We start from the raw sequence: 26452 nt of genomic DNA on the forward strand, positions 1-26452 counted from the left end.
ACGGGGGAGGAAAGAGAGGACGCTGACTGATGCACGTCCTCGCCACTGAGCTCGCGACGCTGGAGGAGGCAGATGTCGCCGTCGACCTCGGCCAGTCGCCGGCCGACATCGTCGTGCTTTCCTTCTCCGACAGCGACCTTTCCGCCCTCGCCGCCGCCTGGCAGCAGGAGGCCGATCGGCTGCCGACGATGCGGCTCGCCAGCCTGAAGCGGCTGAAGCATCCGATGTCGGTCGACCTCTATGTCGAGAGCGTGGTGGCCCACGCACGCATGGTGATCGTGCGCTGCCTGGGTGGGCTCGATTACTGGCGCTACGGCCTGGAGCACATCGCCGATGTGGCGCGCGAGCGCGGCATCCTGTTCGCGGCCCTGCCGGGCGATGATCGCGCCGATCCGCGCCTCGCCTCGGTCTCGACCCTGGCTGCTGGACCCTTGGCGACGATCGACCGCTTCTTCCGCGAAGGCGGGCCTGACAACCTGCGGCAGGCGCTGCGCTATGTCGGCACGCTGCTCGGCCGCGATCTCGACTGGACGCCGCCGGCGCCGGTTGGCCCGGTCTCCGTCCTCGGCCGCGCCCAGCAAGGCCGCCCGGTGGCGCTGATCGTCTTCTATCGCGCCAACCTGATGGCAGCGGACATCGCGCCCATCACCGCGCTGATGGAGGCGCTCGAGCGCCAGGGCCTTGCGCCGCTCGCCGTGGCGGTGAACAGCCTGAAGGACCCGCTGGCCCGGCCCGAATTGAAAACACTGATCGCGGCGCACAGGCCCGCGGTCATCCTCAACACCACGGCCTTCTCGGCCAGAGCCGAGAACGATACGACGGTGCTCGACGATGCCGACGCACCGGTGCTGCAGGTCGTGCTGTCGGGCAGCCCGCGCGCGGCCTGGGAGGACTCCCAGCGCGGCCTGTCGCCGGCAGATCTCGCCATGAACGTCGTGCTGCCCGAGCTCGACGGCCGGCTGCTGACGCGCGCCATCTCGTTCAAGGCCGAGACGCCAGCCGATCCGCGTCTGGAATTCGCCAGCGTGAGCCACGAGCCGGTAGCCGATCGCATCGACTACGTGGCGCGGCTGGCGACGGCCTGGGCGAAACTGCGCCACACGGCACGGCAAGACAGACGCTTGGCGCTCGTGCTGTCGGACTATCCGGCGCGCGGCGGCCGCACCGGCTATGCCGTCGGTCTCGATACCGCCGCCAGCGCCGCCGAGATCCTGTCTTTGCTGAAGGCCGAAGGCTACGACACCGGTGGACGCGACTGGTCGGCGGCTGACATCGAGCGCCTGCTGATGGGTGATGTCGAGCACGTCGACGTTTCTGCGGCAGGCGACACCTTCGGCCTGCCTGTGCTCCGTTGCGGCAAGGTGCTGGTGCTGCTTCAGCCTGATCGCGGCGCAATTGGCGATCGCAAGTCCGGCTATCACGACACGAGCCGCCCACCCAGCCCCGCCTACGTTGCGGTCTATGCCTGGTTGCGCGAGCGCATCGATGCGCTCGTCCATCTCGGCACGCACGGCACGCTCGAATGGTTGCCCGGCAAGGCGCTGGCGCTGTCGGCCGAGTGCTGGCCCGAGGTCGTGCTGGGGCCGCTGCCCGTGATCTATCCCTTCATCGTCAACAATCCGGGCGAGGCGGTGCAGGCCAAGCGCCGGCTGGGCGCCATCACCATCGGCCATCTGACGCCGCCGCTCAGCACCGCCGGCCTGCACGGGCCGCTGGCCGAGCTGGAAGGCATCATCGAGGAGTACGCCGCAGCCGACGGCCTCGACCGCCGCCGACTCGCGTTCCTCGAGGACGAGATCGTCGAGCGCGCCTGGACCAACGGGCTGGCGGCCGACTGCGGCCTGGTGAAGGGCGAGCCCAACCGCCAGGCCATCGCCAAGCTCGACGCCCAGCTTTGCGACATCAAGGAGCTCAGCATCCGCGACGGCCTGCACATCTTCGGCCGCTCGCCCGACGAGGAGACGATGCGCCTGCTGGCCGCGGCGACCGGCGCCGAGGCCGCGGTGCGCGCCTCGGCCGACTGCGAGCGCGCGGCGCTGATTGCCGCCCTCGACGCGCGGCGCGTGGCGCCTGGACCGGCCGGCGCACCGAGCCGTGGCCGCGCCGACGTGCTGCCGACCGGCCGCAATCTCACCTCGATCGACCCGCGCGCCATCCCGACGCGCACCGCCGCCGCGATCGGCGTGCGCGCCGCCGACGAGGTGGTACGGCGCTACCTGCAGGATCACGGCGAGCCGCCGCGCGCTTTGGTGATCGATCTCTGGGCCTCGGCCTCGCTGCGCACCGGTGGCGACGATCTCGCCCAGGCGCTGTGGTACCTCGGCGTGAAACCGACCTGGGACAAGGCGTCGAGCCGCGTCACCGGCATCGAGATCATGCCGCTGGCCACTCTCGACCGGCCGCGCATCGACGTGACGCTGCGCATCTCCGGCCTGTTCCGCGACATCTTCGAGGCGCAGATCGCCCTCTTTGATATGGCGGTACGGCGCGTCGCGGCCCTCGATGAGCCCGCCGAGGACAACCCGCTGGCCGAGGCCCTTCGCAACGGCGCCGATCTCGCGCGCGTCTTCGGTGGCGCGCCCGGCAGCTATGGCGCGCAGGCTGCCGACACCGCCCTCGACGGCCAATGGCGCGACCGCGCCGCGCTCGGTGAGGTCTATCTCGCCGCTGTCACCCATGCCTACGGTGGCGTCGTGGCCGTGCAGCCGAGCGAAGGGTTCCGCGATCGCGTCTCCGAGGCCAACGTGCTGGTCCACCCGCAGGACGACCGCGAGCGCGATATCTTGGACGGCGACGGCGTTGCAGACTTCGCCGGCGGTTTTGCGGCCGCCGCCGCCCTGCTCGGCAACGAGCCCGAGCTCTACCATCTCGACACGAGCCAGACCGAGAATCCCAAGGCGCGGCGCATCGCCGAGGAGATCGCCCGAGTGGTGCGCGGCCGATTGACCAACCCGCGCTGGCTTTCGGGCATGCTGAACCATGGCCATCGCGGCGTCGCCGAGATCGCCCAGGCGGTCGATGCGCTCTATGCCTTCGCCGCGACCGCGGGCGTGCCCGGCCATCTGTTCGATGCCACGCACGCCGCGCTGATCGCCGACGATGCCGTGCGCTCGGCCATGTTGCAGAAGAACCCTGCCGCCGCCGCCGCCATCGCCGCGCGGCTGCACGATGCGCTTGGGCGCGGCCTCTGGGTGACGCGGCGCAATGCCGTCGACCACGACCTGCAGCGCCTGATGGCCGAGGCCGGCCGATGAACGCCGTGACCGACGTGAAGGGCTGGTGCCCGGGAATCCTGCGGCCGATGGCGAGCGGCGACGGCTTGATCGTGCGTGTCCGTCCGCGCTGCGGCGCCTTCAGTCTCGAGACGGCGACGGCGCTTGCCGATCTCGCCGAGCGCCTGGGCAATGGCCATATCGACCTGACGCGTCGCGCCAATCTGCAGATCCGCGGCCTGACCGATGACCGCCTGACCGAGCTGCAGATCGAATTGGCGAAGCTTGGCCTGCTCGATCCCGACGCTGCGACCGAGGCGGTGCGCAACGTCATGGTGGCGCCGCTGGCTGGCCTCGATCACAGCCAGCGTATCAATGTCCGTCCCATCGCGCTTGCGATCGACGATGCATTGACATCGGACAAACGGCTGCATGCCTTGCCGGGCAAGTTTGGGATGCTGGTCGATGGCGGCGGCGCGGTCTCGATCGCTTCCGAGCGTTCCGACATCTGCCTTGCCGCGGTCGGCGAAACGTTGGCGTTCGGTTTGGATACGGCCAAGGGAACTGAATGGCTGGGCACGTTGCCGCCGGCGCGGGCGGCCGAGGCTGCCATCGCGGCGGCACATGCCTTTCTCGCCGTCGCCACGCGCGGCCGCATGCGCGGTCTCAGCGAGGCGGCGTTCGCGCAAGTGCAGGCCGCTGTGGGCCTATCGCCGATGGCCGTACTGCCGGCCGCCGGCGGACGCCGGCTCGGCCTGCTAGATGGCGCGGTCGGTATCGCGGCACCGTTCGGCCGCCTGGAAGCGGGCCAGCTTCGCCAGCTCGTGAAGCTCGCGGCCGAAGCCGGTGCCGCCGACCTGCGGCTCTCGCCCTGGCGTGCCGTCTATTTCAGTGTGCGCGAGGAAGCGGGCGTGTTCCTGCTGGAAGAAGCACGCGACGCCGGGCTGATCGTGGAAGAGAACGATCCCGTGCTGCAGGTCGAAGCCTGTCCCGGCGCCCCCGACTGCAAGTCGAGCAGCGTCGATGCCCGTGGCGATGCGCGCCGGCTGGCGACCATCGCCGCGGTCCGCGGCTGGCAGGGCAGCATCCATGTCTCGGGCTGCGCCAAGGGATGTGCGCGCTCGCTGCCCTCGGACCTGGTGCTGGCCGGCAAGGCCGGCGCCTATCGCCTGATCCGCAACGCCACGACGCGCGGCCCGGTCGAACGCATCATCAGTGTCGAGGAGTTCGAGACCTTGTTCGGCGAGAGGCGTAATGACTGAGCGTGCCTATGTACGCGACGGGGCGGAGATCTATCGTCGGTCCTTCGCCATCATCCGCGCCGAGTCCGATCTTGCGCGTTTCAACGCGGCCGAGGAGCCGGTCGCGGTGCGCATCATCCATGCCTGCGGCATGCCCGAGATCGCGCGCGACATCGTCATGTCTAAAAGCTTCGCCGAACGCGCGCGTCAGGCGTTGAAGGATGGCGCGCCGATCTTCTGCGATTCCAAGATGGTGGCCAACGGCGTGACGCGAGCGCGGCTGCCGGCCGGCAACGACGTGCTGTGCACGCTGGACGATCCCTCGGTGCCGGAAATCGCCAAGCGTTTGGACAATACTCGCAGTGCAGCGGCGCTCGAGCTGTGGCGTGAGCGCCTGGCGGGCTCGGTCGTTGCCATCGGCAATGCGCCGACCGCTCTGTTCCGGCTGCTCGATATGCTCGACGAGGGCGCGCCATCGCCCGCCGTCGTGATCGGCCTGCCGGTCGGCTTCGTAGGCGCGATGGAATCCAAGGAGGCGCTGGCGGAGCACGGTGGTGTGCCGTTCCTGATCGTGCGCGGCCGCAAGGGCGGCAGCGCCATGGCGGCGGCGGCCATCAACGCGCTGGCGAGCGAGCGCGAATGAGCGTGCTCGACTCCCTGGCCGGAACGGCGACGGCAGGCACGCTCTACGGCATCGGCGTGGGCCCGGGCGACGCGCGTTATCTCACGCTGCGGGCTGCAGGCCTGGTGCAGGCGGTCGACGTCGTCGCTTACTTCGCCAAGATCGGTTCGCCCGGCAATGCGCGCCGCGTCGTAGCGCCGCTTCTGGTCGCGGGCCGGGCGGAGGTGCGCCTGGAATACCCGGTGACCGACGAAGTGCCGGCCGACAGCCTGGACTATCAGCAGAAGATCGGAGCCTTCTATCGCGAGACGGCGACCGCGCTCGCGGCCCTGCTGCGACAAGGTAAGTCGGTCGGCCTGCTGGCCGAGGGCGATCCCTTCTTCTATGGCTCGTTCATGCATATGTGGCGCCGGCTCAGCGCTGATTTCCCCGTCGAAGTCGTGCCGGGCGTGACCGGCATGTCGGGCTGCTGGACGCGCGCCAACCTGCCCATCACCTGGGGCAATGACGCGCTTGCCGTGCTGCCGGGCACCCTGGGCGAGAACGAGCTGGTCGAGCGCCTGCGGCTTGCCGATGCGGCGGTGATCATGAAGGTCGGCCGCAATCTTGCGAAGGTGCGGCGCGCCGTCGAGACGGCAGGCCTGCTGTCGCGCGCCGTCTATGTTGAGCGCGGCACCATGGCCGACGAGCGCATCCTGCCGCTGGCCGAATGCGGCACGACCGGCGCGTACTTCGCCATGGTGTTGATCCCGGGTGAAGGGAGGCGGCTGTGACCGGCTCTCTCGTGGTGGTCGGCACCGGCCCAGGCAAGGCCGAACTCATGACGCCGGCGACCGCGGCGGCACTCGCCCGCGCCACCGATCTCGTGGGCTACGGCCCGTACCTCGCGCGCGTTCCAGAACGTTCCGGCCAATGCCGTCATGCCTCCGACAATCGCGTCGAGCTCGACCGTGCGCGGCTGGCCTTGTCGCTGGCGGCCTCGGGTCGCCAGGTCGTCGTCGTCTCGGGTGGCGATCCCGGCGTGTTCGCCATGGCGGCGGCTGTGTTCGAAGCGGTCGAGGCCGGTGAGCCTGAATGGCGCGACCTCGACATCAAGGTCGAACCCGGCGTCACTGCCATGCTGGCGGCGGCGGCCGAGGTCGGCGCGCCGCTGGGCGGCGACTTCTGCGCCATCTCTCTGTCGGACAATCTCAAGGCCTGGAGCACGGTCGAGCGCCGCCTCAAGGCGGCCGCCGAGGGCGATTTCGCGATAGCCCTCTATAACCCTGCCTCCAAGGCGCGGCCGACGCAGCTCGGCAAGGCGTTCGATCTTTTGCGCGCGCTCAAGACCGCCGACACGCCGGTGCTGTTCGTGCGTGCGGCGGGAACGGCCGATGCCCAGGTCATCACGACGACGCTCGGCGGCGCCGATCCATCGCGCGCCGACATGCGCACGCTGGTGATCGTCGGCGCCAGCACGACTCGGCAGGTCGGGCGCTGGGTCTACACGCCGCGCAGCGAGGGGTTGGGGCGGTCATGAGTCAGCCACGCCATCGCCTCCTCGGCCGTCCGCACGATGTAGCCGGTGGGTTTCACGGGGCGTGTGATCATGATCACGGGCAGGCGAAGCATGCGCGCTGCCTCGATCTTGGCGTAGGTAGCGCTGCCGCCCGAGTTGCGCGAAACGATCACGTCGATCTTGTGCTGCTTCAGGAGGCGCAGCTCGGCGTCGAAATCGAACGGTCCGCGCTGCTGCAGCAGGACGAGTTTGTGCGGCCGCGCGCCCACCGGCTGATCGATGAGACGGGCAACGTAGTGGTGCTGGGCGATCGCGGCGAAGGAGTGCAGTTCCTGGCGGCCGAGCGCCAGGAACACCCGGCGCGGTTCCTTGCCGATGGCCAGGGCCGCGGCGACCGCCGTGGGGGCCGTCTGCCACTTGTCACCCGCTTCGGGTTTCCACGCGGGGCGGACGAGCGTGGCCAGCGCGACTCCGGCGCGCTTGCACGCCACGACGGCGTTGGTGGAGATGCGCGGGGCATAGGGATGGGTGGCGTCGATCACCGCCTCGATCGCCTGCTCCTTGATGTACTGCGCAAGGCCGTCGGCGCCGCCGAAGCCGCCGACGCGCGTCGCGATGGGCTGCGACTGGGGCGCGGCCGTACGTCCGGCGAAGGAAAGCGTCGCCTCGAAGCGCGAATCGCCCGCGAGAAGCTTGGCCAATGCCGAAGCCTCCGTGGTGCCGCCGAGAATGAGAACGCGCATGTCTGACGCCGCAAGCTGCACGGCCGCGCGCTGGCTGTCCATCGTCGGCATCGGCGAAGACGGCATCGCTGGGCTATCTCCTGTTGCGCAGAAGCTTTTAGCGTCGGCCGAGCTCGTGGTCGGTGGCAAACGCCACCTTGGCCTGGCCGAAGCGCTGATCCACGGCCGCACGCTCGCCTGGCCCAGTCCGATCGGCGACGCCGTGCCGGAGATCGAGAAGCATCGCGGCCGGCCCGTGGTCGTGCTGGCGAGCGGCGATCCCTTCCATTACGGCGTCGGCGACCTGCTGTTGCGCTCGATTCCTGCCAGCGAGACGCTCTGCCTGCCCAATGCATCGGCCTTCAGCCTGGCTGCGGCGCGGCTCGGCTGGTCGCTGCAGGACGTGGCGCTGGTCAGCCTGCATGGTCGCGCCCTGGAAGGTATCGTGCGCCATCTGCAGCCCGGCGCGCACGTCCTGGCGCTATCATGGGATGGCGAGACGCCGGCCAAGCTTGCGACGTTTTTGGTCGAGCGTGGCATGGGCAATTCCACGCTCACTGTCCTCGAAGCCATGGGCGGCCCGCGCGAGCGCGTGCGCTGGGCGACGGCCGCCGGCTTCGACCTTGCTGATGTCGCGCCGCTCAACACCATCGCGTTGCAGGTCACCGCCGCCGTGGACGCAACGGTGCTGCCGCTCGTACCGGGTCTCGACGACACGCTGTTCGAGCATGACGGCCAGCTCACCAAGCGCGAGGTGCGCGCCATCACCGTGTCGGCCTTGGCGCCGCGCCAGGGTGAGCTTTTATGGGATGTCGGTCTGGGCGCGGGCTCGGTCGCCATCGAGTGGCTGTTGCGCCATCCTTCGCTCAGGGCGATCGGCATCGAATCGGAGCCTGAGCGCGCGGCGCGTGCGGCCCGCAACGCGGCCGCGTTGGGCACGCCCGACCTGCAGATCGTGCAGCAGCGTGCGCCCCAGGCATTCGCCGGACTGCCGGCGCCCGATGCGATCTTCCTGGGCGGCGGCCTTTCCAATCCGGACATGCTGGAGATGGCGTGGGCAGCGCTGAAGCCGGGCGGGCGCCTGGTCGCCAATGCCGTGTCGATCCAGTCGGAGGCGCGTTTGATCGAGTGTTTCCAGCGTCACGGCGGCGAGCTGGTGCGGCTCGACGTGTCGAAGGCGGGCAGGGCCGGCACCGGCGGCGTCTTCGTCTGGCGCGCTGCCGCGCCGATCGTGCAATGGCGGGCGAGGAAGCCATGATCGTGGCAGGCGTGGGCTGTCGGCGCGGCACGTCGGCCGACGAGATCGAGCGCGTGGTGCGCCTGGCTCTCGGCATGCACGAGCTGCCGGCCGAGCGCCTGCAGGCGATTGCCACGGAGTCGGAGAAGGCGACCGAGCCCTCCTTTCCCGAAGCGGCACGGCGCCTGTCGGTGCCGCTCGTTGCCTGCACGGTGACGGACCTCGATCGCGTCGCCGGCCAGGTCCTCACGCCGTCCAAGTTCGTGCTGGAGGCCAAGGGTTTGCCGTCGATCGCCGAGGCCTCGGCCATCGTCGTGGCCGGCCGCAACGCCCGCCTGCTGGGCGCGCGCGTCGCCACCGAGCGCGCGACCTGCGCCATCGCCACCGGAGAAGGCCGATGACCGTGCATTTCATCGGCGCCGGTCCGGGCGCGCCCGACCTGATCACGGTGCGCGGCCGCGACCTGATCGCGCGCTGCCCGGTCTGCCTCTATGCCGGCTCGCTGGTGCCCAAGGCATTGCTGGAACATTGCCCGCCGGGCGCGCGCGTCGTCGACACCGCACCGCTGTCGCTCGACGAGATCGTCGAGGAATGCAAGCGCGCCACCGCCGACGGTCACGACGTGGCGCGCCTGCACTCGGGCGACCTCTCGGTGTGGAGCGCCATGGGCGAGCAGCTTCGCCGCCTGCGCGAAGCCGGCATCGCCTATACCGTGACGCCGGGCGTGCCGTCCTTCGCCGCTGCTGCCGCCGCGCTTGGCCAGGAGCTGACCCTGCCCGAAGTCGCCCAGTCGGTGGTGCTCACCCGCACCTCGGGCCGTGCGTCGGCCATGCCGCCGGCCGAGAAGCTCGAGACCTTTGCCGCGACGGGCGCCACGCTTGCCATCCATCTCTCGATCCACACCATCGACAAGGTCGTGGCGACGTTGCTGCCGCACTATGGCGCCGACTGCCCGGCCGCCGTGGTCTATCGCGCGAGCTGGCCCGAGGAGCGCGTGATCCGCGCCACCTTGGGCACGCTCGCGGACGAAGTTGCCAAGACTCCCATCGAGCGCACGGCGCTGATCCTGGTCGGCAAGGTGCTGCAGGCCCATGACTTCCGCGACAGCGCCCTCTACGACGCTTCCTATCAACGACGCTTCCGGGGCCGCGGCACGTGATCCCTAAGAGTTTTCCGCCGATGCCCGACTTCCCGGCCGGCGAGGTCTGGCTGGCGGGCGCGGGGCCTGGCGATCCGCGCCTGCTCACGGTGCTGGCGTTGCACGCCATCGGCCAGGCCGACGATATCGTCTATGACGCGCTGGTCGATCGCCGCGTGCTCGACCTTCGCCGCGACGGCGCCGAGCTGATCTCCGCCGGCAAGCGCGGCGGCCGGCCCTCGTCGCAGCAGGGCGACATCAACGACGTGCTGATCGAGCGCGCCCGTGCTGGTCGGCGCGTGCTGCGACTGAAGGGCGGCGATCCCTTCGTGTTCGGCCGCGGCTGGGACGAGGCCTCGGCGCTGACCGAGGCCGGCATCCGCTTTCGCATCATCCCCGGCCTGACGGCCGGCCTGGCCGGCGCGGCGTTGGCCGGCATCCCCGCGACCTCGCGCGACACCAACCATGCCGTCGTGCTTGCCGCCGGCCATCGCGCGGAAGACGGCGGATCGGCGGCCGATTGGGCCGCGCTGGCCAAGCTCGGCCAGCCGATCGTGCTCTACATGCCGATGTCGCAGCTCGCGGAGATCACCGCGTCGCTGCAGCTGGGCGGCTTGTCATCCGATACGCCGGCCGCGCTGATCCAGTCGGCGGCTACCGACCAGGAGAGGGTGGTCGACAGCACGCTGGGCAATCTTGTGGACGACGCGGCGCGTCACGGCATCGGCTCGCCGTCGATCGTCGTCATTGGCGCCACGGCGGGACTGCGTCGTCATCTGCTGGGCTCGATGGTCCGCTGGCGATGACACAAGGGTTGATCGTCGCAGCGCCGCATTCCGGCGCCGGCAAGACCACGGTGACGATCGGCCTGATGTGCGCGCTGCGCCGGCAAGGCTTGGCCGTGCAGGCCTACAAGTGCGGGCCCGACTATATCGATCCCGCGTTCCACGCCGTGGCGACGGGCCGGCCGAGCTTCAACCTCGACACCTGGGCGATGGCGCCGACAACGCTCGGCGATCTTTTGGCGCGCCACACCGCCGACATCGCTATCGCCGAAGGGGTGATGGGCCTGTTCGACGGCGTCGCGGCGCCCGGCCAGATCGCGCGCGGTGCCACGGCCGATCTTGCCGCCTTGCTCGGCTGGCCGGTGCTGCTGGTGCTCGATGTCGCAGGCCAGACCGAGACGGCGGCCGCCGTCGCCGCGGGTCTGGCGCATTATCGCGACGATGTCGCCGTTGCCGGCGTGATCCTCAATCGCGTCGCAAGCCCACGCCATCTCGCCCTGATCACGCCGGGCTTCGAGCGTGTGGGGCTGAAAGTGTTCGGCGCGCTTGGCCATGATGCGCGGTTCGAGTTGCCCGAGCGTCATCTCGGTCTAGTCCAGGCCAATGAGACGGACGATATCGACCAACGGCTCGATGCATTGGGTGACGCCATCGCGAGTGCCGTCGATCTTTCAGCCGTTCGGCGTGCGGCGGCGCCCGCGAAGCCGATGGCCGGCGGTTCGTCACGACGACCGCCGGGCCAGCGCATCGCTGTCGCGCGCGATCGCGCGTTCTCCTTCATGTATCCGCATCTGCTCGAGGGTTGGCGCTCGGCCGGCGCGGAGATCCTGCCTTTCTCGCCGCTCGGCGACGAAGCGCCGGACACGAGCGCCGACGTCGTCTGGCTGCCCGGCGGCTATCCCGAGCTGCATGGCGGCATGCTGGCAGCGGCGCGGCGCTTCCAGGATGGGCTGCATGTGCTCGCGGCGCGGTCGGTGCCGATCCACGGTGAGTGCGGTGGCTACATGGTGCTGGGGCAGGGGATCGAGGATGCCGACGGGCATCGGCATTCCATGACCGGGCTGCTGCAAGTCGAGACCTCGTTCGCCAAGCGCAGGCTGCACATCGGTTATCGCCGCGCGCGGCTTTTGGCCGACGGCCCGCTGGGACCGGCCGGCGAGACCGTCATGGGCCACGAATTCCACTATGCCAGCGTGCTGAAGGTCGGTGACGAGCCGCTGGTCGATTGCCGCGATGCGACCGGCGCGGTCGTTCCGGAGGCCGGCGCTCGCAACGGCTCGGTAAGTGGCACGTTCTTCCATGCCATTGATGGATTAAAGACATGAAACCGTCGTTCGATCCCGCCTTTCGCGCGCAGTTCCGCGAGCTCGTGCTGTGGCGGCGCGATGTCCGGCGCTTTCGCCGCGACCCCGTGCCGCGCGAGCGCATCGACGCGCTGATCGAGATCGCCACCCACGCGCCGTCGGTGGGCTTGAGCCAGCCCTGGCGCTTCGTGCACATCGAATCGCCAGAGCGCCGCACCGCCGTCATCAAGAGCTTCACGGGCGCCAACGAGCGCGCCTTGGCGGGCTACTCCGGCGAGAAGCAGGAGACTTATGCCAGTCTCAAGCTCGAAGGTCTCAAGGAGGCGCCGGTTCACCTCGCGGTGCTCTCTGACGACGGTACCCACACCGGCAGTGGGCTTGGCCAGCAGACCATGCCCGAGACGCTGCACTATTCCGTCGTTGCTGCGATCCAGACCCTGTGGCTGGCGGCGCGTGCTGACGGCATCGGCATGGGCTGGGTGTCGATCCTCGATCCTGCTGCGGTTACCAAGGCTCTCGATGTCCCGAAGAACTGGAGCCTGGTCGCCTATCTCTGCCTCGGGCTTCCCGCCGAGGAGCATCTCGATCCCGAGCTGGAGAGGCATCACTGGGAACAGCGCACCGACCTCAAGGACGTCGTGTTCACACGCTGAGGCTTGACGCTTTTCACATCGGCTGCCAGTTTGGCTGCGGTGGTTCCCGCAAGGGATCAAAAGGGAACGCGGTGCATGTGTCTGCACATAACCCCGCGGCTGCCCCCGCAACTGTGAGCGGCGAGCTTGCGACCGAAATGCCACTGGGCGCCGAAAGGCACCTGGGAAGGCGGTCGAAAGCGACGACCCGCAAGCCAGGAGACCTGCCACCAGCAGCGGTCACGCGCGAACGCATTGGGCGGGGTGTCCTGGTGTAGAAACTGACCCGGGCCGGCCGTGGCAAGCGGCATGGCGTGGGTCGGCTACAGGTTCGCGGTGACGGGTGACGTCTGCCGCGGGTCTGTCTTGTCGGTTCTTCTCAATCATCCTGCCCAGCGCGATATCGATCCGCTCGAGCTCTATGCCTCGGCCATCGATACGTCGGACTACGTCGCGGCGTTGGCGCCCTTGATCCGGCAGGCGGTGCCCGAGGTCGGGCATCTGCTCGATGTCGGCGCGGGCGGCGGCCAGCTCGGCATGGCGATCCACGATGCGGCCCGATCATGGACCGCCATCGAACCCTCGCCGACCATGCGGGCGCGCCTGGTGAAGCTCGCTCATCCACCGCACGTCATCGCTGCCGCTTGGGAGCAGGCAGAGGTCGCCATTCGCCACGATACGGTGCTGGCTGCGACTATGCCGGCCTTCTTCGATCAGCCGGAAGCCTTTCTCGCGCGCTGCCGTGCCTGGGCGCGCACCGTCGTCTGGGTCGTGCCGGCACATGCCGGTCCGAAGGGACTGTGTTTTGCAGGCTGCCTGCTGCGCGAATGGCATCGCGAAGACGAGACGCCGGGCATCGATATCGTAATGCGCGGCCTCTCGTTGGCGTCGCGACCGGCACATATCCCATTCGCGGATTGGACCTTCACGGGCATCGTGCCCGATCTAAATGAGCTTTCCGCTTATCTCGCCGATCGTCTCGGGTGGGGCCCGTCGGACGGACGTCGCGAGCAGTTGACGGCGCATCTCGCCCGGCAGGCGAAGCGCCAGGAGGCGGGTCATCGCCTCGATATCCCGAGAAGATCTGCCGTTCTTGTGTGGGGACAATAATGAACAAGCGTGCCGTGCTGGCGCTCGCCAGCGTGATCCTGCCATCGACCGTGCTGGCCCAAGGCCAGCAGCAAGGCCAGCAGCAACCGCAACAGCCGCCACAGCTGAAGCCGATGGACCAGCCTGGCCAGCAGCAATATTTCCTGCCCGAAGGCTTCATCACCGCGACCGGCCGGCCCGAGCCGATCAGCCGTCTGGTCGGCACGGTGCAGGTCATCCACCAGGACCGTATCGCCAAGTCGACCGCCCGTTCGGTCACCGAGCTGCTGAACGAGAACGCCGTCGGCTTCATGAGCGAATGGACGCCCGGCCAGACCTCGATCAACATCCGCGGCGCCTCGACCGAGGGCCAGGGTCGCGACTTCAAGAGCCAGGTGTTGGTGCTGCTCAACGGCCACCGCGCCGGCACCGCCAACGTCTCCAAGCTGTCGACCGCCGACATCGAGCGCATCGAGATCGTGCGCGGCCCGAGCTCGGTGATCTACGGCAGCCAGAACATGGGCGGCGTCATCAACATCATCCTGAAGACCGGCCTCACGGCGCCGGGCAACGTCGTGCAGGCCGATGCGGGCTCATGGAACCTGCTCGAGGCGAAGGCCGCGAGCGGCGGTCTCTACAAGGGCTTCGACTGGTACATCGGCGGCGCCGCCAGTACGCGCGACAACTACGCCATCTCGGGCGGTGCGCCGGAGCTCAACACGGCGTGGACGCGATACGGCGCCACTGGCGCCTTCGGCTATCAGATCGACGAGGGCAGCCGCGTCGAGGGCACGGTGCGATCGGACGGCATCTACAATGCCGGCTTCCGCGGCTCGAGCGCCAACCTGTTCGCCTTCGACACGCGCTACAATTACTCGTTCGACACGAGCTACCTTGCCAAGACGCGCGATGGACAGGGCAATTTCTACTTCCAGGCCTACTTCGTCACCGACGTCGATGATCTGAACAATCCCTCGCCGCTCAGCGCGCTCAATGCGCCCGCTGCGCGTACCACGATGGACCACAACCGCCGGCAGCTCGACATCCTCGGCACGCGCTTCCAGCCGCGCTACAAGCTTTTCTCCGGCAACGAGCTTCTCTTCGGCCTGGATTGGGAGCGCAGCTGGCTGCGCTCGGATCGCTATCGCGCCGGCGGCTCGGCCGTGACCAACCTCTCGCCGCAGGACAACAACCAGACCGACAACGTCTTTGCCGTCTACCTCGAGGATTCGCAGAGCTTCTTCGACGACAAGCTGATCGTGCGCGGCGGCGTGCGCCAGACCTGGGGCACCACGGCGCTCGACTGGACGCCCTTTGCCCCGACCCTGGTCACCGGCACGAATCCCTACCAGGCGACGACCTATTCGGCTGGCCTGACCTACGCCTTCACCGACTGGCTGGCGGGACGCGCCGGCGCCTCGAGCGGCTTTCGCGCGCCGACCGCCACCGAGATCGGCGCCAACTTCACGACCACGCCGATCGGCACGACGATCTTCGGCAGTCCCGGGCTGGGGCCGGAGACCAGCCAGCAATGGGAGGTCGGCGCCACGGCAACGTGGAAGGGCGGCCGCTTCGACACGGTCGTGTTCCAGAACACCATCTCCAACCGCATCACACCGTTCACCGTTTCCTCGACTGGCGGCCGCGTCGTGCAGATCCAGACCAACAGCCCGGCCAACCTCGTGGTCCAGGGCATCGAGTTCCAGCTGCAGGCCGACCTGTTCCAGTCGTTCAGCTGGCGGCCGGCCGTCGAGGGCCTGTTCTGGAACGTGTTCGGCAACGGCTACTACAATTGGAAGATGACCGACTATGGCGCCAATCCGCTGTCAGGCACCGACCTGGCGCTGCGCATCAACAAGTACGGCGCGTCGATCGGTACGCTCTTCGGCCAGGTGGGCACGCAGTACCCCTGGAGTTTCCAGCTGCTCGGCATCCTGCGCGGGCCGATGTGGTACAACACCGAGGAGAGCCTTTCGCCGGTGTTCTTCCCCGGGCAGAACCGCACGGTGAGCGTCTACGAGAAGGGAGCGTTCTGGGTGTGGAACTCGCGCTTCGAGCTCGAAGTGATCAAGGACCTGAAGCTGTTCGCGGCGGTCAACAACATCTTCGACGTGAACAACCATCCGATCTTCATCGCCCAGGACGCCATGCCGTGCACCGCCTTCCAAGCGAACCAGAACGGCGCCTGCGGCAACTCCATGCCGGGGCGGGAAGTCATTGCCGGCTTCCAGTTCAGGTTTTGATCAGGACGCTCGCCTTCCTCGCCATGCTGGCGCTCGCCGCGCCGTTGCGGGCCGAGCCCGTCACGGTGCGCGACGCCTTCGATCGCAGCGTCACCGTGCCCGAGCCGCCGCAGCGCATCGTCACCATCTTCGCGTCGAACACGGAGATGGTGGCGGCGCTGGGCCTGCCCGATCGCATCGTCGGCATCGAGGCCTACACACGCTATCCGCCGGAGGTGCTGAAGAAGCCGCTGGTCGGCGGTCGGCTGGGCTTCTCCGTCGACGAGGTCGTAGCGCAGCGGCCTGACCTGGTCGTCGTCACGCCCTCGCGCCAGGCCGCCAATCAGCTCGTCGATCCCATGCAGCGGCTGGGCATTCCCATCGTCGTGCTGCTGCAGCGGGACGTGGCGGAGATCCTGTCGAACATCCGCCTGCTGGGCCGCCTGACCGGCGTGCCCGAGCGCGGCGAGCAGTTGGCGAAAAGCCTGCAGGCCCGCCTCGACAAGGTCGAGCAGCGTGTTGCCGGCCGGAAGAAGCCCAGCGTGATCGTGATCACGGGCCGGCTGGGCAACGGCCTGCTGCTGGTGACGCGGCCGGGCACCTACACCGGCGACGCCATCGTGCGTGCGGGCGGCGACCTCGCCTTCGATGCCGGCGCCATCGCCCAGGTCTCGCCAGAAGCCGTCTTCAAGGCCGATCCCGACCTGCTGCTGTTCGCCGGCAACGAGAAGGACATGAAGGAACTGATCGGCCGGCCCGGCTGGTCCGAGATGCGCGCCGTGCGGAGCGGCCGTGTCCATGCCGTCAACCGCGCCGAGCTCCTGATCCCCGGCCCGCGCACCATCGACGGAATCGAGCGGCTGGCGAACATCTTCCATCCGCCGACGGCCACGCAATGAGGGTGTGGCTGCTTCTCGTCCTGGCGCTGCTTTTGTCCATCGTCATCGGCGCTGCGGCCGGTCACGACTGGATGAGCCCGGCCGATCTCTTGCGCGCGCTGGCCGGCGACACCGACCTGCGCAGCCGGCTCCTGATCGACTGGCGCCTGCCGCGCGTGCTGGCAGCCGCCTTCGTCGGCGCCTTGCTGGGCCTGGGCGGCACGGTCTTCCAGGGCGTGTTCCGCAATCCATTGGCCGAGCCGTACCTGCTGGGATCGGCCGGCGGCGCCGCGCTCGGCGCCACGGTGGCGCTGCTGGTGCCGCTCGCCGCGCCGCAGTCGCTCGTGCTGCCGGTGCTCGCCTTCGCCGGCGCCTGGGCCGCCACCATGCTGGTGATCGGCATCTCGCGCGTCGCCGGCGCCGTCGATGCCGCCGGCATGCTTTTAGCCGGCGTCGCCGTGGCCGCGGTGCTGGGCGCCTTGCGTTCCTTCCTGATGCTGGCGCTGTCCGATGAGACGGTGAGCCTGCAGATCGTGCTGAGCTGGGTGCTGGGTGGCGTGCAGACGCCGACCTGGCCGATCCTCGGCCTGCTGGCGGCGATCTCGGTCGCCTGCCTGGCGCTGACCCTGATGCTGGCAAAGCGCCTCGACGTGCTGGGCCTGGGCGAGACCATGGCCATTGCCTTTGGCCTCAACGTCAATCGCTTCATCGCGTTCGCCGTGCTGGCAGGCTCGGTCGTCGTCGCTGCCGCCGTGGCCTTCGGCGGGTTGGTCGCTTTCGTGGGCCTTGCCTCGCCGCACATCGCGCGCTGGCTGGTCGGGCCGTTGCATCGGCCCTTGCTGCCGGCGTCGGCACTGGTCGGCGCCATCGTCGTCACCGTGGCGGACGCCATCGCGCGCTCGGCCCTGCCGCCCGCCGAGATCCCGCTCGGCCTGGTGACGGCGGTGGCCGGCGGGCCGTTCTTCATTCTTCTGCTGGCCCGCAGGCTGCGCGCATGACCGGCATCGCGGCCAACAACCTTTTAGTCAGGCGGAACGGCGCGACGCTGCTCGACGGCCTGTCGCTGTCGCTCGGACCGACCGGGTCGGTTGCCATCATCGGCCCCAATGGCGCGGGCAAGTCGACGCTCTTGAAGGTGCTGACCGGCATCGACAAGCCCAGCGCGGGCACGGTCCGGGTCGGCGATCGCGATCTCGCCTCCCTCAGCAACGCCCAGCGCGCCAGCACGATCGGCTACCTGCCGCAGTACTTCGAGCCGCACTGGGACCTCAGCGTCGCCGAGCTGGTGCGGCTGGGCGCCGACCGCAGCGACCGGCTGGCTGCCGGCGCGATCGAAGCGGCGACTGAAAAGTTCGAGCTCACCGCGCTCGGCCGGCGTCGCTGGTCGACCTTGTCGGGCGGCGAGCGGGCGCGCGTGCTGCTGGCCGCCGTGCTGGTGGTCGATCCGCCGGTGCTGCTGGCCGACGAGCCGGCAGCCAGCCTCGACATCCGCCATCGTCTCGACGTGATCCGCGCCCTGACGCGCCGTCCTGATCGGCTGTCGGTCGTCGTCGTGCACGATCTCGATCTTGCCTTCACCTTCTTCGAGCGCGTGGTCGTGATCGATCGCGGCAAGGTCGTGGCTGACGGGCCGGCCAAAAGCCTGATCGAAGATCGGCGCATCGACGAAGTGTTCTCCGTCCGCTTCGACCGTCTCAAGACGCCGGACGGCTGGCTGCTCAGGGCATCGACCACGAATTCCTGATTTCACGGTCAGGAGGAGATGAAACTCCCTCGCCGGCGAATAGCGCCGGAAATCGCTGCCTTTGACCGCCTTCCTGCGACATCCCATCTATCTCGCCCCTGCAGGACGGGTTCGGCCTGGATTCTGCATGGCGGTGGTATCGATTTCGAAAGGAACGGTCGTGTCTCTGACCAGAGTTGTGAAGCTCGCCCTATTGGCGATGTCGCTTCCCGTCGGCGTGGCGTTGGCGCAGGCTCCCGTGAGGGGCGGCACGCTGATCTATCTGGAGCAGCAGGCGCATACCAATCTCTATCCGCCGGCCGGCGGCTTCTATCCCAACGGCGGCGTGCTCAACCAGATCACCGACAAGCTCACCTACCAGAATCCCAAGACGCTCGAGATTGAGCCGTGGATCGCCGAGAGCTGGACGGTCAACGCCGACGCCACCGAGTACGTCTTCAAGATCCGCCCGGGAGTGACCTTCTCCGACGGCACGCCGCTCGATGCTGCGGCGGTGGCCAAGAACTTCGACATCTACGGTCTCGGCAACAAGGAGCTGAAGCATCCCGTCTCGGAGGTGATCACCAACTACAAGGCGAGCGAAGTGATCGATCCGCTGACGGTGAAGTTCACCTTCACCAAGCCGTCGGTCGGCTTCCTGCAGGGCACGTCGGTGATCGGCTCGGGCCTGGTGTCGCTCAAGACCTTGGCGCTGCCTTTCGACGCGCTGGGCGATGCCACCAAGATCGTTGGCTCGGGCCCGTTCGTGGTGACCAGCGAGACGCTCGGCCGCGAGCTCACCATGACGGCGCGCAAGGACTACGCCTGGGGCCCGAAGAAGCTCGCCCACCAGGGCCGCGCCAATCTCGACTCCATCAAGTACGTCGTCACACCCGAGGACAGCGTGCGCATCGGCGCGCTGCTGGCCGGCCAGGCCCAGGTCATCCGCCAGGTCCAGGCCTATGACGAGAAACAGGTCCTGTCGAAGAACTACCTGATCTATGCCGCGCCGACCCGCGGCGTGAACAATAGCGTGGTGTTCCGTCCCGACAATCCGCTGGTCGCCGACCTCAAGGTCCGCCAGGCGCTGCTGCATGGCACCAACGCCAAGGAGATCGTGTCGACGCTGTTCTCGGCGAACTATCCGCAGGCCAAGTCGATCATCGCCTCGACGGCGCAGGGCTATGTCGATCTGTCGCCCAAGCTCACCTACGATCCCGCGAAGGCGGCCAAGCTGCTCGACGAGGCCGGCTGGACGGTGGGCCCCAAGGGCCTGCGCCAGAAGGACGGCAAGGAGATGGTGCTGACGGCCTACGAATCGCTGCCGCAGCCACAGAACAAGGAGACGCTGCAGCTCGTCGCCCAGCAATGGGGCAAGCTCGGCGTGAAGCTGATCGTGCTGGCGGGCGATGCCGGCAGCCGTGTCGTCGACAACCTCGATCCGGCCAAGACGCCGGTCTCGCCGGCGATGGTCGGACGCGCTGATCCCGACGTGATCCGCAGCCAGTACTATCCGACGACGCGCAACGTGCTCCTGCAGAAGAGCCCGCTGGCGCCGCGGGTGCAGACCTTCGTCGACGACAAGCTGAACGGGCTTCTGGAGGCGATCGCCGCCGAGACCGACCAGGCCAAGCGCATGGCGCTGGTCGGCGAGGTGCAGAATTACGTGATCGACCAGGCCTATACGATCCCGATCTTCGAGGAGCCGCAGGCCTTCGCCGCCTCGCCGCGCCTGAAGGATTTCACCTTCGAGGCGGTCGGCCGGCCGAGCTTCTACGCGGCGTGGCTGGCGCAGAAATAACGAGATGACGCGCTATCTGCTCGGACGTGTCGGCCAGGCCCTCGTGGTGCTGGCTATCACGTTCACCGCGGCGTTCCTGCTGCTGCAGGTCCTGCCGGGCGACGCCATCATGATCAAGTTCATGAGCCCGGAGATGGCGCTCACGCCAGCGCAGATCGCCGAGATCCGGGCCTCGTATGGCGCCGACCTGCCGCTGTGGCAGCGCTACCTGACAACGGTCGGCAACTTCCTCACCGGCAACTTCGGCTATTCCATCCAGGCCGGCGTGCCGGTGAGCCAGCAACTTGCCACCAACCTGCCGCCGACGCTGCTGCTGGCATCGCTCGCCTTCGTCGCCGCCGTCGTCCTCACCATCGTGCTGGCGGCACTGTCGAACCTCACGGGTATGGGCTGGCTGCGCGCCGGCCTGCAGTCGCTACCCTCGCTGTTCATCTCGGTGCCGGTGTTCTGGCTCGGCATCATGCTGATCCAGGTCTTCTCCTTCCAGCTCGGCCTGGTGTCGGTGATCAGCCCGGGCCCGGTCGAGAAGCTGATCCTGCCGGTGGCGACGCTCGCCATCCCGATCTCAGCCCCGCTGGCGCAGATCCTGATGCGCAACATCGACGAGGTGCTGACCCAGCCGTTCGTCGCCGTCGCCCGCTCCAAGGGCGCCTCGCGCAGCTGGGTACTGTGGAAGCACGTCGCGCGTAACGCCGTGCTGCCGACACTCACCATCGCGGGCGTCCTGTTCGGCGAGCTGCTGGCCGGCGCCGTCGTCACCGAGGCGGTTTATGGGCTGAGCGGTCTCGGTGGCCTGACCTACCAGGCGGTCGGCAACCATGACACGGCGGTGCTACAGGCCATCGTGGTGATCTCGGCGGTGGCGTTCGTCACCATCAACCTGATCGTCGACCTGCTCTATCCGGTGCTCGATCCCAGGCTCGGCCGCAAGGTGGCGGCGACATGAGCAGCGATACCGACCTCGCCGGCGTCGACGCCGGAGCGGGAGCACGCCTCTCCTGGCCGCGACGCTTGAAGCGCCTTTCGCCGAGCCTCGCGCTGGCCTGGGCGGTCGTGGCGATCGTTCTCCTGTGGGCGGCGCTGCCGCAGCTCTTCACCGGCTACAGCGGCACCGAGGGCGTGCCCGGCGAGCAGCTGCAGGCGCCCAGCGCCGAGCATGTGCTGGGCACGGACGGGCTCGGCCGCGACGTCTATGCCCGCATCGTCTATGGCGCGCGCTATTCGCTGGCTGGCGCGTTCGTCGCCGTCACGGTCGGCCTGCTGATCGGCACCTTGCTCGGCCTGGTCGCGGGCTCGCGCGACGGCTGGGCCGACGCCGTCATCATGCGCCTGGTCGATTCGCTGCTGGCCGTGCCCTCGCTGCTGCTGTCGCTCAGCATCATCGTGCTGCTGGGCTTCGGCACCATCAACGTGGCGATCGCCGTCGGCGCCGTCGCGGTCGCGCGTTTTGCGCGGTTGGCGCGATCCGAAGTGATGCGCGTGCGCCGTAGCGAGTATGTCGAGGCGGCGTTCGGCAGCGGCGGCACGTTCCGCTCGGTGCTTTTCCGGCACATCCTGCCCAATTCGCTGACCTCGGTGATCGCGCTCGCCGCCCTGCAGTTCGGCTCGGCCATCCTGTCGATCTCGACCTTGGGCTTCCTGGGCTACGGCGCGCCGCCGCCGACGCCGGAATGGGGCCTGCTGATCGCCGAGGGCCGTAACTACCTCTCGCGCGCCTGGTGGCTCACCGCGGCGCCGGGCTTCGTCGTCGTCCTGGTGGTGCTGTCAGCCGACCGCATCAGCAAGGCCATCCAGAAGACCGCGCCATGACCTCCTCGCCATGACCTCGTTACTCGACATCGACGATCTCGCCATCGCCTACAAGACGGGCGACCACGAGCAACGCGTCGTTCATGGCGTCTCCTTCAAGGTCGAGCCGGGCGAGGTCGTGGCCCTGGTGGGCGAATCGGGCTCGGGCAAGACCACGACGGCGCAGGCCGTGCTGGGCCTGCTGGCGGCCAACGGCCGGGTCGAGCGCGGTGCCATTCGCCTCAATGGCACCGACGTCTCGCGGTGGTCGCAGAAGCGGTTCGACGCCATCCGCGGGTCGGTGGTGAGCCTGATCCCGCAGGATCCCGGCAGCTCGCTCAATCCGGTACGCACCATCGGCGCGCAGCTCGCCGAGGTGATGCAGATCCACAAGCGCGGCGATCGCAAGACCATCGAGGCACGCGTGCTCGATCTCCTGACCCGCGTCGGCCTGACGCCGGCCGAGATGCGCGCCAAGCAGTATCCGCACGAACTGTCCGGCGGCATGAAGCAGCGCGTGCTGATCGCCATCGCCGTCGCCCTCAATCCGGCGCTGATCGTGGCTGACGAGCCGACCAGCGCCCTCGACGTCACGGTGCAGCGCCGAATCCTCGACCTGATCGACGAGCTCCGGCGCGAGAACGGCACCGCCGTGCTGCTGGTGACGCACGATCTCGGCGTCGCCGCCGACCGCGCCGACCGGCTGGTGGTGCTGCAGGGTGGCCGTATCCAGGAGCAGGGGCCTGTGAAGGAGGTGCTGGCCTCGCCGCGCAGCGCCTACACGCGCCGCCTGCTGTCGGATGCGCCGTCGCTCGCCAAGGCGCGCCCCGAGCGGCCGACGCCTTCGGCCGTGGATTTCGCCATCGAAGTCCAAGGACTGACGCAGGATTTCCCGGTCGCCGGCGGCGCGCCCTTCCGCGCGCTCGACGGCGTATCGTTCAAGGTGCGGCGTGGCACCACGCACGCCATCGTGGGCGAGTCGGGATCAGGCAAGACCACGGCGGTGCGCAGCGTCGTCGGCTTCCTGAAGCCGACCGCCGGGCGCATCGTGATCGACGGCGTCGACCTCACCACGTTGAAGGGCGAGGCGCTGCGGCGTTTCCGCAAGCATATCCAGCTCGTCTACCAGAACCCCTACGGCTCGCTCGACCCCAAGCAGACGGTGCAGAAGATCATCGAGGAACCGCTGTTGAACTTCGAGCCGATCGCCGCCGCCGACCGCGCGCGCAAGGTGCGCGACATGATGCGCCGCGTCGGCCTGCCGGAGTCCTTCCTGGACCGCCACCCGCGCGCCCTGTCGGGCGGCCAGCGGCAGCGCGTCGCGATCGCCCGCGCCCTGGTGCTCGACCCGCGCGTGCTGGTGCTGGACGAGGCGGTTTCGGCCCTCGATGTCACGGTGCAGGCGCAGATCCTGGCGCTGCTGGACGAATTGCAGAAGGCGCTGGGACTGACCTACCTGTTCGTGTCGCACGATCTCGCCGTGGTGCAGCAGATCTCCGACACCGTCTCGGTGATGCACAAGGGCCGCCAGGTCGATGGCGGGCCGATCGACAAGGTCTTCGTGCGACCGGATAGCGACTATACCCGCGAGCTGATCGATGCCATTCCGGGCCGCACCATGCCGGTCCTTGCATCGCCCGCGATCTCCCTACAAGGTTGACCTGATGACCACGACGACGCCCAAGAAGCTGGGCTTTTTCACCCGTCTGCTCGACCAGGCCAGCGCCGCCGAGCGCTATCGGCTGGCAACCGAACAGATCAGGCACGCCGAGCACTGCGGCTTCGATTCGGCCTGGATCGCCCAGCATCATTTCCATGAGGGCGAGGGTGGCCTGCCGGCGCCGTTCGTGTTCCTGGCGCAGGCGGCGGTGCAGACCTCGCGCATTCGGCTGGGCACCGGCATCGTCACCCTGCCGCTGGAGCTGCCGGTGCGTGTCGCCGAGGATGCCGCCGTCACCGATCTCTTGTCGGGCGGCCGCCTCGAAGTGGGCGTTGGGCCGGGCGGCAACCTGACGGCCTTCACCGCCTTCGGGCTCGATGCCAACGATCGCCACAAGCTGATGAACGGCAATCTCGAGCTGATGCGCACCGCCTGGGGCGGTGGCACGCTGCCGGGTGGAGACAAGCTTTATCCCGCGAGCCCGACCTTGGTCGATCGCATCTGGCAGGCGACCTTCAGCGTCGAGGGCGCGCGCCGCGCCGGCCTCGCCGGCGACGGCCTGATGCTGTCGCGCACCCAGCCGCGCTCGCCCGACGCGCCCAAGGCGCTGCTGTCGGACATCCAGAACCCCATGATCGACGCCTATCTCGAGGCGCTGCCCAAGGGGCGCGAGCCGCGCATCCTCGCCTCGCGCACGGTGTTCATTGCCGACGATGCCAAGGAAGCGATGCGCCTGGCCGAGATCGGGGCGACCCGGATGCGCCACCGGCTCGCCGCGACGGGCAACCTGTCGTCGGGCAGCCTGGTTGGCGACCTTGTGGCAGCCTTCGACGTGCACCTCGGCACGCCCGAGCAGGTGGTCGCCTCGCTGCAGGCCGACGACACGTTGAGGCGCGCCACCGATCTCACCATGCAGGTCCACTCCATCGACCCGCCGCATCCGTTCATCCTGCGCTCCATCGAATTGATGGCCGAGCAGGTGGCGCCGGCCCTCGGCTGGGTGCGCAGCGATAAGGCGGCCGCCGAACGGCGCGTGGCCTAGAAGGGAAACAATGTCAGACGTCATCGACACGCTGGCCGGCATTGCGCCGGGATCGCCGCTCGACGCGATCCGCAATGGGCGCCTGCAGGCGCGCACGCACGCCCAGGCGAGCTACGATTCGCTGTTCAAGCCGCTCAGCGAAGCCGACGCCAGCAAGGTCGAGCGCATCGCCATCGCCTGCTTCGTCGCGGGCCTGCATGGCCGGCCCGAGATGGAGACCTTCTATGGCACAGCGCTGGCTGAAGCCGGCGCGCCGGCTGCCTGGAAGGATGCGATCGCCGCTGCCGTGAAGGCAGCGAAGGGGCAGGGGCCGTACGGCCACTATCCCAAGGGGCCGCTCAGCGCTGAAGATCAGGCGGGTCCCGTGTTCAAGATCGGCGCTGCCGAGAAGAGCGCGCTCGGCGCGCGTCTGGCCGCCGCATTCGAGCACACGCACATGCTGGTGTTCCATCCGCGCGATTCAGCGCCGGCCTATCTGCAGGCGCTGGTCGATGCCGGCTGGTCGACCACGGGCATCGTGGTGATCTCCCAGCTCGTCGCCTTCCTCTCCTACCAGATCAGGGTCGTCGCCGGTTTGCGCGTCCTGAAAGCGAGGCCCGCATGACCGACAAGGTCCTATCGACGCCGCCGCATGTCGAGCCCGTGGTGTTCACGCGCGACATGCTCGACTGGCTGCCCTGGCTCGAGCCGATGGCCGAGCAGGACCTGACGGCGCGCCACATGGCGGGGCTGGTCGACGCGGCGCGCGCCAAGTCGGCCTATTTCCGTCTGCTGGTGCGCGATCCCGAAGTGCTCGAGCACCGCACCAAGACCGACAAGGACATCTTCTACAATCCCGAGGCGGGCCTGCCGCGCGCCGAACGCGAGCTCGCCGCCGCCGCCACGTCTCGCTTCAACGGCTGCATTTACTGCGCCTCGGTGCATGCCCGCTTTGCCGCGACCTATTCCAAGCGCGTCGAGGATGTCGACCGCCTGCTCGACAAGGGCGTGGATACCGACCTCGACGCCCGCTGGAACGCCATTGTCGCCGCTTCCGTGGCGCTCACCTCGACGCCCATCACCTTCGGGCCCGAGCATGTCGATGCCCTGCGCAAGGTCGGGCTGGACGAGGCGTCTATCGTCGACGTCATCAATGCCGCCTCGTTCTTCAACTGGGCGAACCGGCTGATGCTGTCCCTGGGCGAGCCGGCGGCGCCGGAAAAGGCCTAGGCGAGGCAACCTTTCCCCAAACGTTCCGTTGACTCCGGGCGTCCGAAGCCAGCGGAGGGAATGATGACGGTTGCGCGCAAGAAGGCCGCGCACGCCCAGCGCGGCAAGGCGGAAAATGCCCACGACGCCCTGGTTCTCCTGACAGCCGAGCACAACGAGATCGACAAGCTTGCCCGCGAATATGAGCGCGTGCGCAAGACCGCCGACTCGGTCGAGAAGGGCAAGGCGGCACTGCGGCTTTGCCATGCCCTCGAGGGCTATGCGGCAATCAAGCACGAGGTCTTCTATCCCGCCGCCCATGCCGTGCTGGCCGGCAAGGACAAGGAGCTGCTGGGCAAGGCTGCGGTCAAGCACGACGGCATCCAGGATCTGATCGAGAAGATCGAAGCCATGTCGGCCGACGATCCGTCGTTCGATTCCACGGTGACGGTGCTGTTCGAGCAGGCCGGCCAACTGATGAAGCAGGAAGAGGAGGTCCTCTTCCCGCGGTTGCGCCATTCGCATCTCGATCTTTTGGGCACCGGCGAGCGCATGGCCGCCCGCCGGACCGAGCTCGGCACGGCGCCGATCGACCGCGAGCGGGTCCGCCAGGCCCGCAAGGTCATGAGCGGCCGTTAGCCCGCAGGCAACCCCGGCCCTGCTGTTCCGT

General features: G+C 68.6%; 25 protein-coding genes and 1 riboswitch. Of the genes, 24 read left to right on the forward strand and 1 reads right to left on the reverse strand.

Annotation, left to right across the window (positions count from 1 at the left end):
• Window positions 1–29: 29 nt before the first annotated feature.
• From RSO01_RS08255 to cobJ, 5 genes are read left to right on the forward strand one after another with little or no spacing between them, the layout of a single operon-like run.
• Window positions 30–3254: a cobaltochelatase subunit CobN gene (locus tag RSO01_RS08255; RefSeq protein WP_147148066.1), complete on the forward strand. Its 3225-nt coding sequence runs from the start codon at window positions 30–32 to the stop codon at window positions 3252–3254.
• On the forward strand, window positions 3251–4474 hold the full coding sequence (gene cobG / locus RSO01_RS08260) for a precorrin-3B synthase (protein ID WP_147148068.1): 1224 nt from the start codon (window positions 3251–3253) through the stop codon (window positions 4472–4474). Before RSO01_RS08255 ends, cobG begins: the two co-directional genes overlap by 4 nt.
• A complete protein-coding gene (locus tag RSO01_RS08265) occupies window positions 4467–5096 on the forward strand; it encodes a precorrin-8X methylmutase (RefSeq protein ID WP_147148070.1) in 630 nt (209 codons plus the stop codon). Before cobG ends, RSO01_RS08265 begins: the two co-directional genes overlap by 8 nt.
• Window positions 5093–5848: a precorrin-2 C(20)-methyltransferase gene (locus RSO01_RS08270; RefSeq protein ID WP_147148072.1), complete on the forward strand. Its 756-nt coding sequence runs from the start codon at window positions 5093–5095 to the stop codon at window positions 5846–5848. The genes RSO01_RS08265 and RSO01_RS08270 overlap by 4 nt, the downstream gene beginning before the upstream one ends.
• Window positions 5845–6594 carry a precorrin-3B C(17)-methyltransferase gene (gene cobJ, locus RSO01_RS08275; RefSeq protein ID WP_147148073.1) on the forward strand — a complete coding sequence of 250 codons (750 nt, stop codon included), beginning with the start codon at window positions 5845–5847 and terminating at the stop codon, window positions 6592–6594. The genes RSO01_RS08270 and cobJ overlap by 4 nt, the downstream gene beginning before the upstream one ends.
• Here cobJ and RSO01_RS08280 read toward each other — a convergent pair.
• Window positions 6558–7316 carry a cobalt-precorrin-6A reductase gene (locus RSO01_RS08280; RefSeq protein WP_147148075.1) on the reverse strand — a complete coding sequence of 253 codons (759 nt, stop codon included), beginning with the start codon at window positions 7314–7316 and terminating at the stop codon, window positions 6558–6560. The two genes, cobJ and RSO01_RS08280, sit on opposite strands and share 37 nt — an antisense overlap.
• Here RSO01_RS08280 and cbiE point away from each other — a divergent pair.
• The 19 genes from cbiE to RSO01_RS08375 all read left to right on the forward strand — a co-directional run bounded on the left by cbiE (window position 7315) and on the right by RSO01_RS08375 (window position 26421).
• Entirely contained in the window at window positions 7315–8553 is a 1239-nt protein-coding gene (cbiE, locus tag RSO01_RS08285) for a precorrin-6y C5,15-methyltransferase (decarboxylating) subunit CbiE (RefSeq protein ID WP_147148077.1), read from the forward strand. The two genes, RSO01_RS08280 and cbiE, sit on opposite strands and share 2 nt — an antisense overlap.
• The gene (locus tag RSO01_RS08290; protein WP_147148079.1) at window positions 8532–8933 is read left to right on the forward strand and encodes a cobalamin biosynthesis protein; all 402 of its coding nucleotides are present in this window, start codon (window positions 8532–8534) and stop codon (window positions 8931–8933) included. The genes cbiE and RSO01_RS08290 overlap by 22 nt, the downstream gene beginning before the upstream one ends.
• Window positions 8930–9691, forward strand: coding sequence for a precorrin-4 C(11)-methyltransferase (cobM, locus tag RSO01_RS08295; protein ID WP_147148081.1), 762 nt, complete (start codon window positions 8930–8932; stop codon window positions 9689–9691). The genes RSO01_RS08290 and cobM overlap by 4 nt, the downstream gene beginning before the upstream one ends.
• Window positions 9692–9711: 20 nt before the next feature.
• On the forward strand, window positions 9712–10476 hold the full coding sequence (gene cobA, locus RSO01_RS08300; RefSeq protein ID WP_147148083.1) for a uroporphyrinogen-III C-methyltransferase: 765 nt from the start codon (window positions 9712–9714) through the stop codon (window positions 10474–10476).
• Window positions 10473–11780, forward strand: coding sequence for a cobyrinic acid a,c-diamide synthase CobB (locus tag RSO01_RS08305; RefSeq protein ID WP_147148085.1), 1308 nt, complete (start codon window positions 10473–10475; stop codon window positions 11778–11780). The genes cobA and RSO01_RS08305 overlap by 4 nt, the downstream gene beginning before the upstream one ends.
• Window positions 11777–12412, forward strand: a complete 636-nt coding sequence (gene bluB / locus RSO01_RS08310; protein WP_147148087.1) for a 5,6-dimethylbenzimidazole synthase — start codon at window positions 11777–11779, stop codon at window positions 12410–12412. Before RSO01_RS08305 ends, bluB begins: the two co-directional genes overlap by 4 nt.
• A gap of 23 nt (window positions 12413–12435) precedes the next feature.
• Window positions 12436–12637: riboswitch (cobalamin riboswitch) on the forward strand.
• A 63-nt stretch (window positions 12638–12700) separates the two neighbouring features.
• Window positions 12701–13501: a class I SAM-dependent methyltransferase gene (locus RSO01_RS08315; protein WP_147148089.1), complete on the forward strand. Its 801-nt coding sequence runs from the start codon at window positions 12701–12703 to the stop codon at window positions 13499–13501.
• Window positions 13501–15723 carry a TonB-dependent receptor gene (locus RSO01_RS47150; RefSeq protein WP_170302926.1) on the forward strand — a complete coding sequence of 741 codons (2223 nt, stop codon included), beginning with the start codon at window positions 13501–13503 and terminating at the stop codon, window positions 15721–15723. Before RSO01_RS08315 ends, RSO01_RS47150 begins: the two co-directional genes overlap by 1 nt.
• Window positions 15720–16601, forward strand: a complete 882-nt coding sequence (locus RSO01_RS08325; RefSeq protein WP_246158213.1) for an ABC transporter substrate-binding protein — start codon at window positions 15720–15722, stop codon at window positions 16599–16601. The genes RSO01_RS47150 and RSO01_RS08325 overlap by 4 nt, the downstream gene beginning before the upstream one ends.
• Complete coding sequence (locus RSO01_RS08330) at window positions 16598–17578, forward strand: FecCD family ABC transporter permease (protein ID WP_147148091.1); 981 nt, start codon at window positions 16598–16600, stop codon at window positions 17576–17578. Before RSO01_RS08325 ends, RSO01_RS08330 begins: the two co-directional genes overlap by 4 nt.
• Window positions 17575–18324, forward strand: a complete 750-nt coding sequence (locus tag RSO01_RS08335) for an ABC transporter ATP-binding protein (protein WP_147148093.1) — start codon at window positions 17575–17577, stop codon at window positions 18322–18324. Before RSO01_RS08330 ends, RSO01_RS08335 begins: the two co-directional genes overlap by 4 nt.
• 199 nt (window positions 18325–18523) lie before the next feature.
• A complete protein-coding gene (locus RSO01_RS08340) occupies window positions 18524–20104 on the forward strand; it encodes a TIGR04028 family ABC transporter substrate-binding protein (RefSeq protein WP_218037286.1) in 1581 nt (526 codons plus the stop codon).
• 4 nt (window positions 20105–20108) lie between these two features.
• Window positions 20109–21050 (forward strand): ABC transporter permease, encoded by a 942-nt coding sequence (locus RSO01_RS08345; protein ID WP_147148097.1) that lies wholly within the window; start codon window positions 20109–20111, stop codon window positions 21048–21050.
• On the forward strand, window positions 21047–21913 hold the full coding sequence (locus tag RSO01_RS08350; protein ID WP_147148099.1) for an ABC transporter permease: 867 nt from the start codon (window positions 21047–21049) through the stop codon (window positions 21911–21913). The genes RSO01_RS08345 and RSO01_RS08350 overlap by 4 nt, the downstream gene beginning before the upstream one ends.
• Before the next feature lie 10 nt (window positions 21914–21923).
• Entirely contained in the window at window positions 21924–23552 is a 1629-nt protein-coding gene (locus RSO01_RS08355; RefSeq protein WP_147148110.1) for a dipeptide ABC transporter ATP-binding protein, read from the forward strand.
• Window positions 23553–23556: 4 nt separating this feature from the next.
• The gene (locus RSO01_RS08360; protein WP_147148112.1) at window positions 23557–24594 is read left to right on the forward strand and encodes a putative FMN-dependent luciferase-like monooxygenase; all 1038 of its coding nucleotides are present in this window, start codon (window positions 23557–23559) and stop codon (window positions 24592–24594) included.
• Window positions 24595–24604: 10 nt separating this feature from the next.
• Window positions 24605–25198, forward strand: coding sequence for a CMD domain protein (locus tag RSO01_RS08365; protein ID WP_147148114.1), 594 nt, complete (start codon window positions 24605–24607; stop codon window positions 25196–25198).
• A complete protein-coding gene (locus RSO01_RS08370) occupies window positions 25195–25803 on the forward strand; it encodes an alkylhydroperoxidase domain protein (RefSeq protein ID WP_147148116.1) in 609 nt (202 codons plus the stop codon). Before RSO01_RS08365 ends, RSO01_RS08370 begins: the two co-directional genes overlap by 4 nt.
• 63 nt (window positions 25804–25866) lie before the next feature.
• Window positions 25867–26421, forward strand: coding sequence for a hemerythrin domain-containing protein (locus tag RSO01_RS08375; protein ID WP_170302927.1), 555 nt, complete (start codon window positions 25867–25869; stop codon window positions 26419–26421).
• Window positions 26422–26452: the final 31 nt, after the last annotated feature.

Origin of the sequence: Reyranella soli (assembly GCF_007992495.1) — a bacterium.
Classification (GTDB): Bacteria; Pseudomonadota; Alphaproteobacteria; order Reyranellales; family Reyranellaceae; genus Reyranella; species Reyranella soli.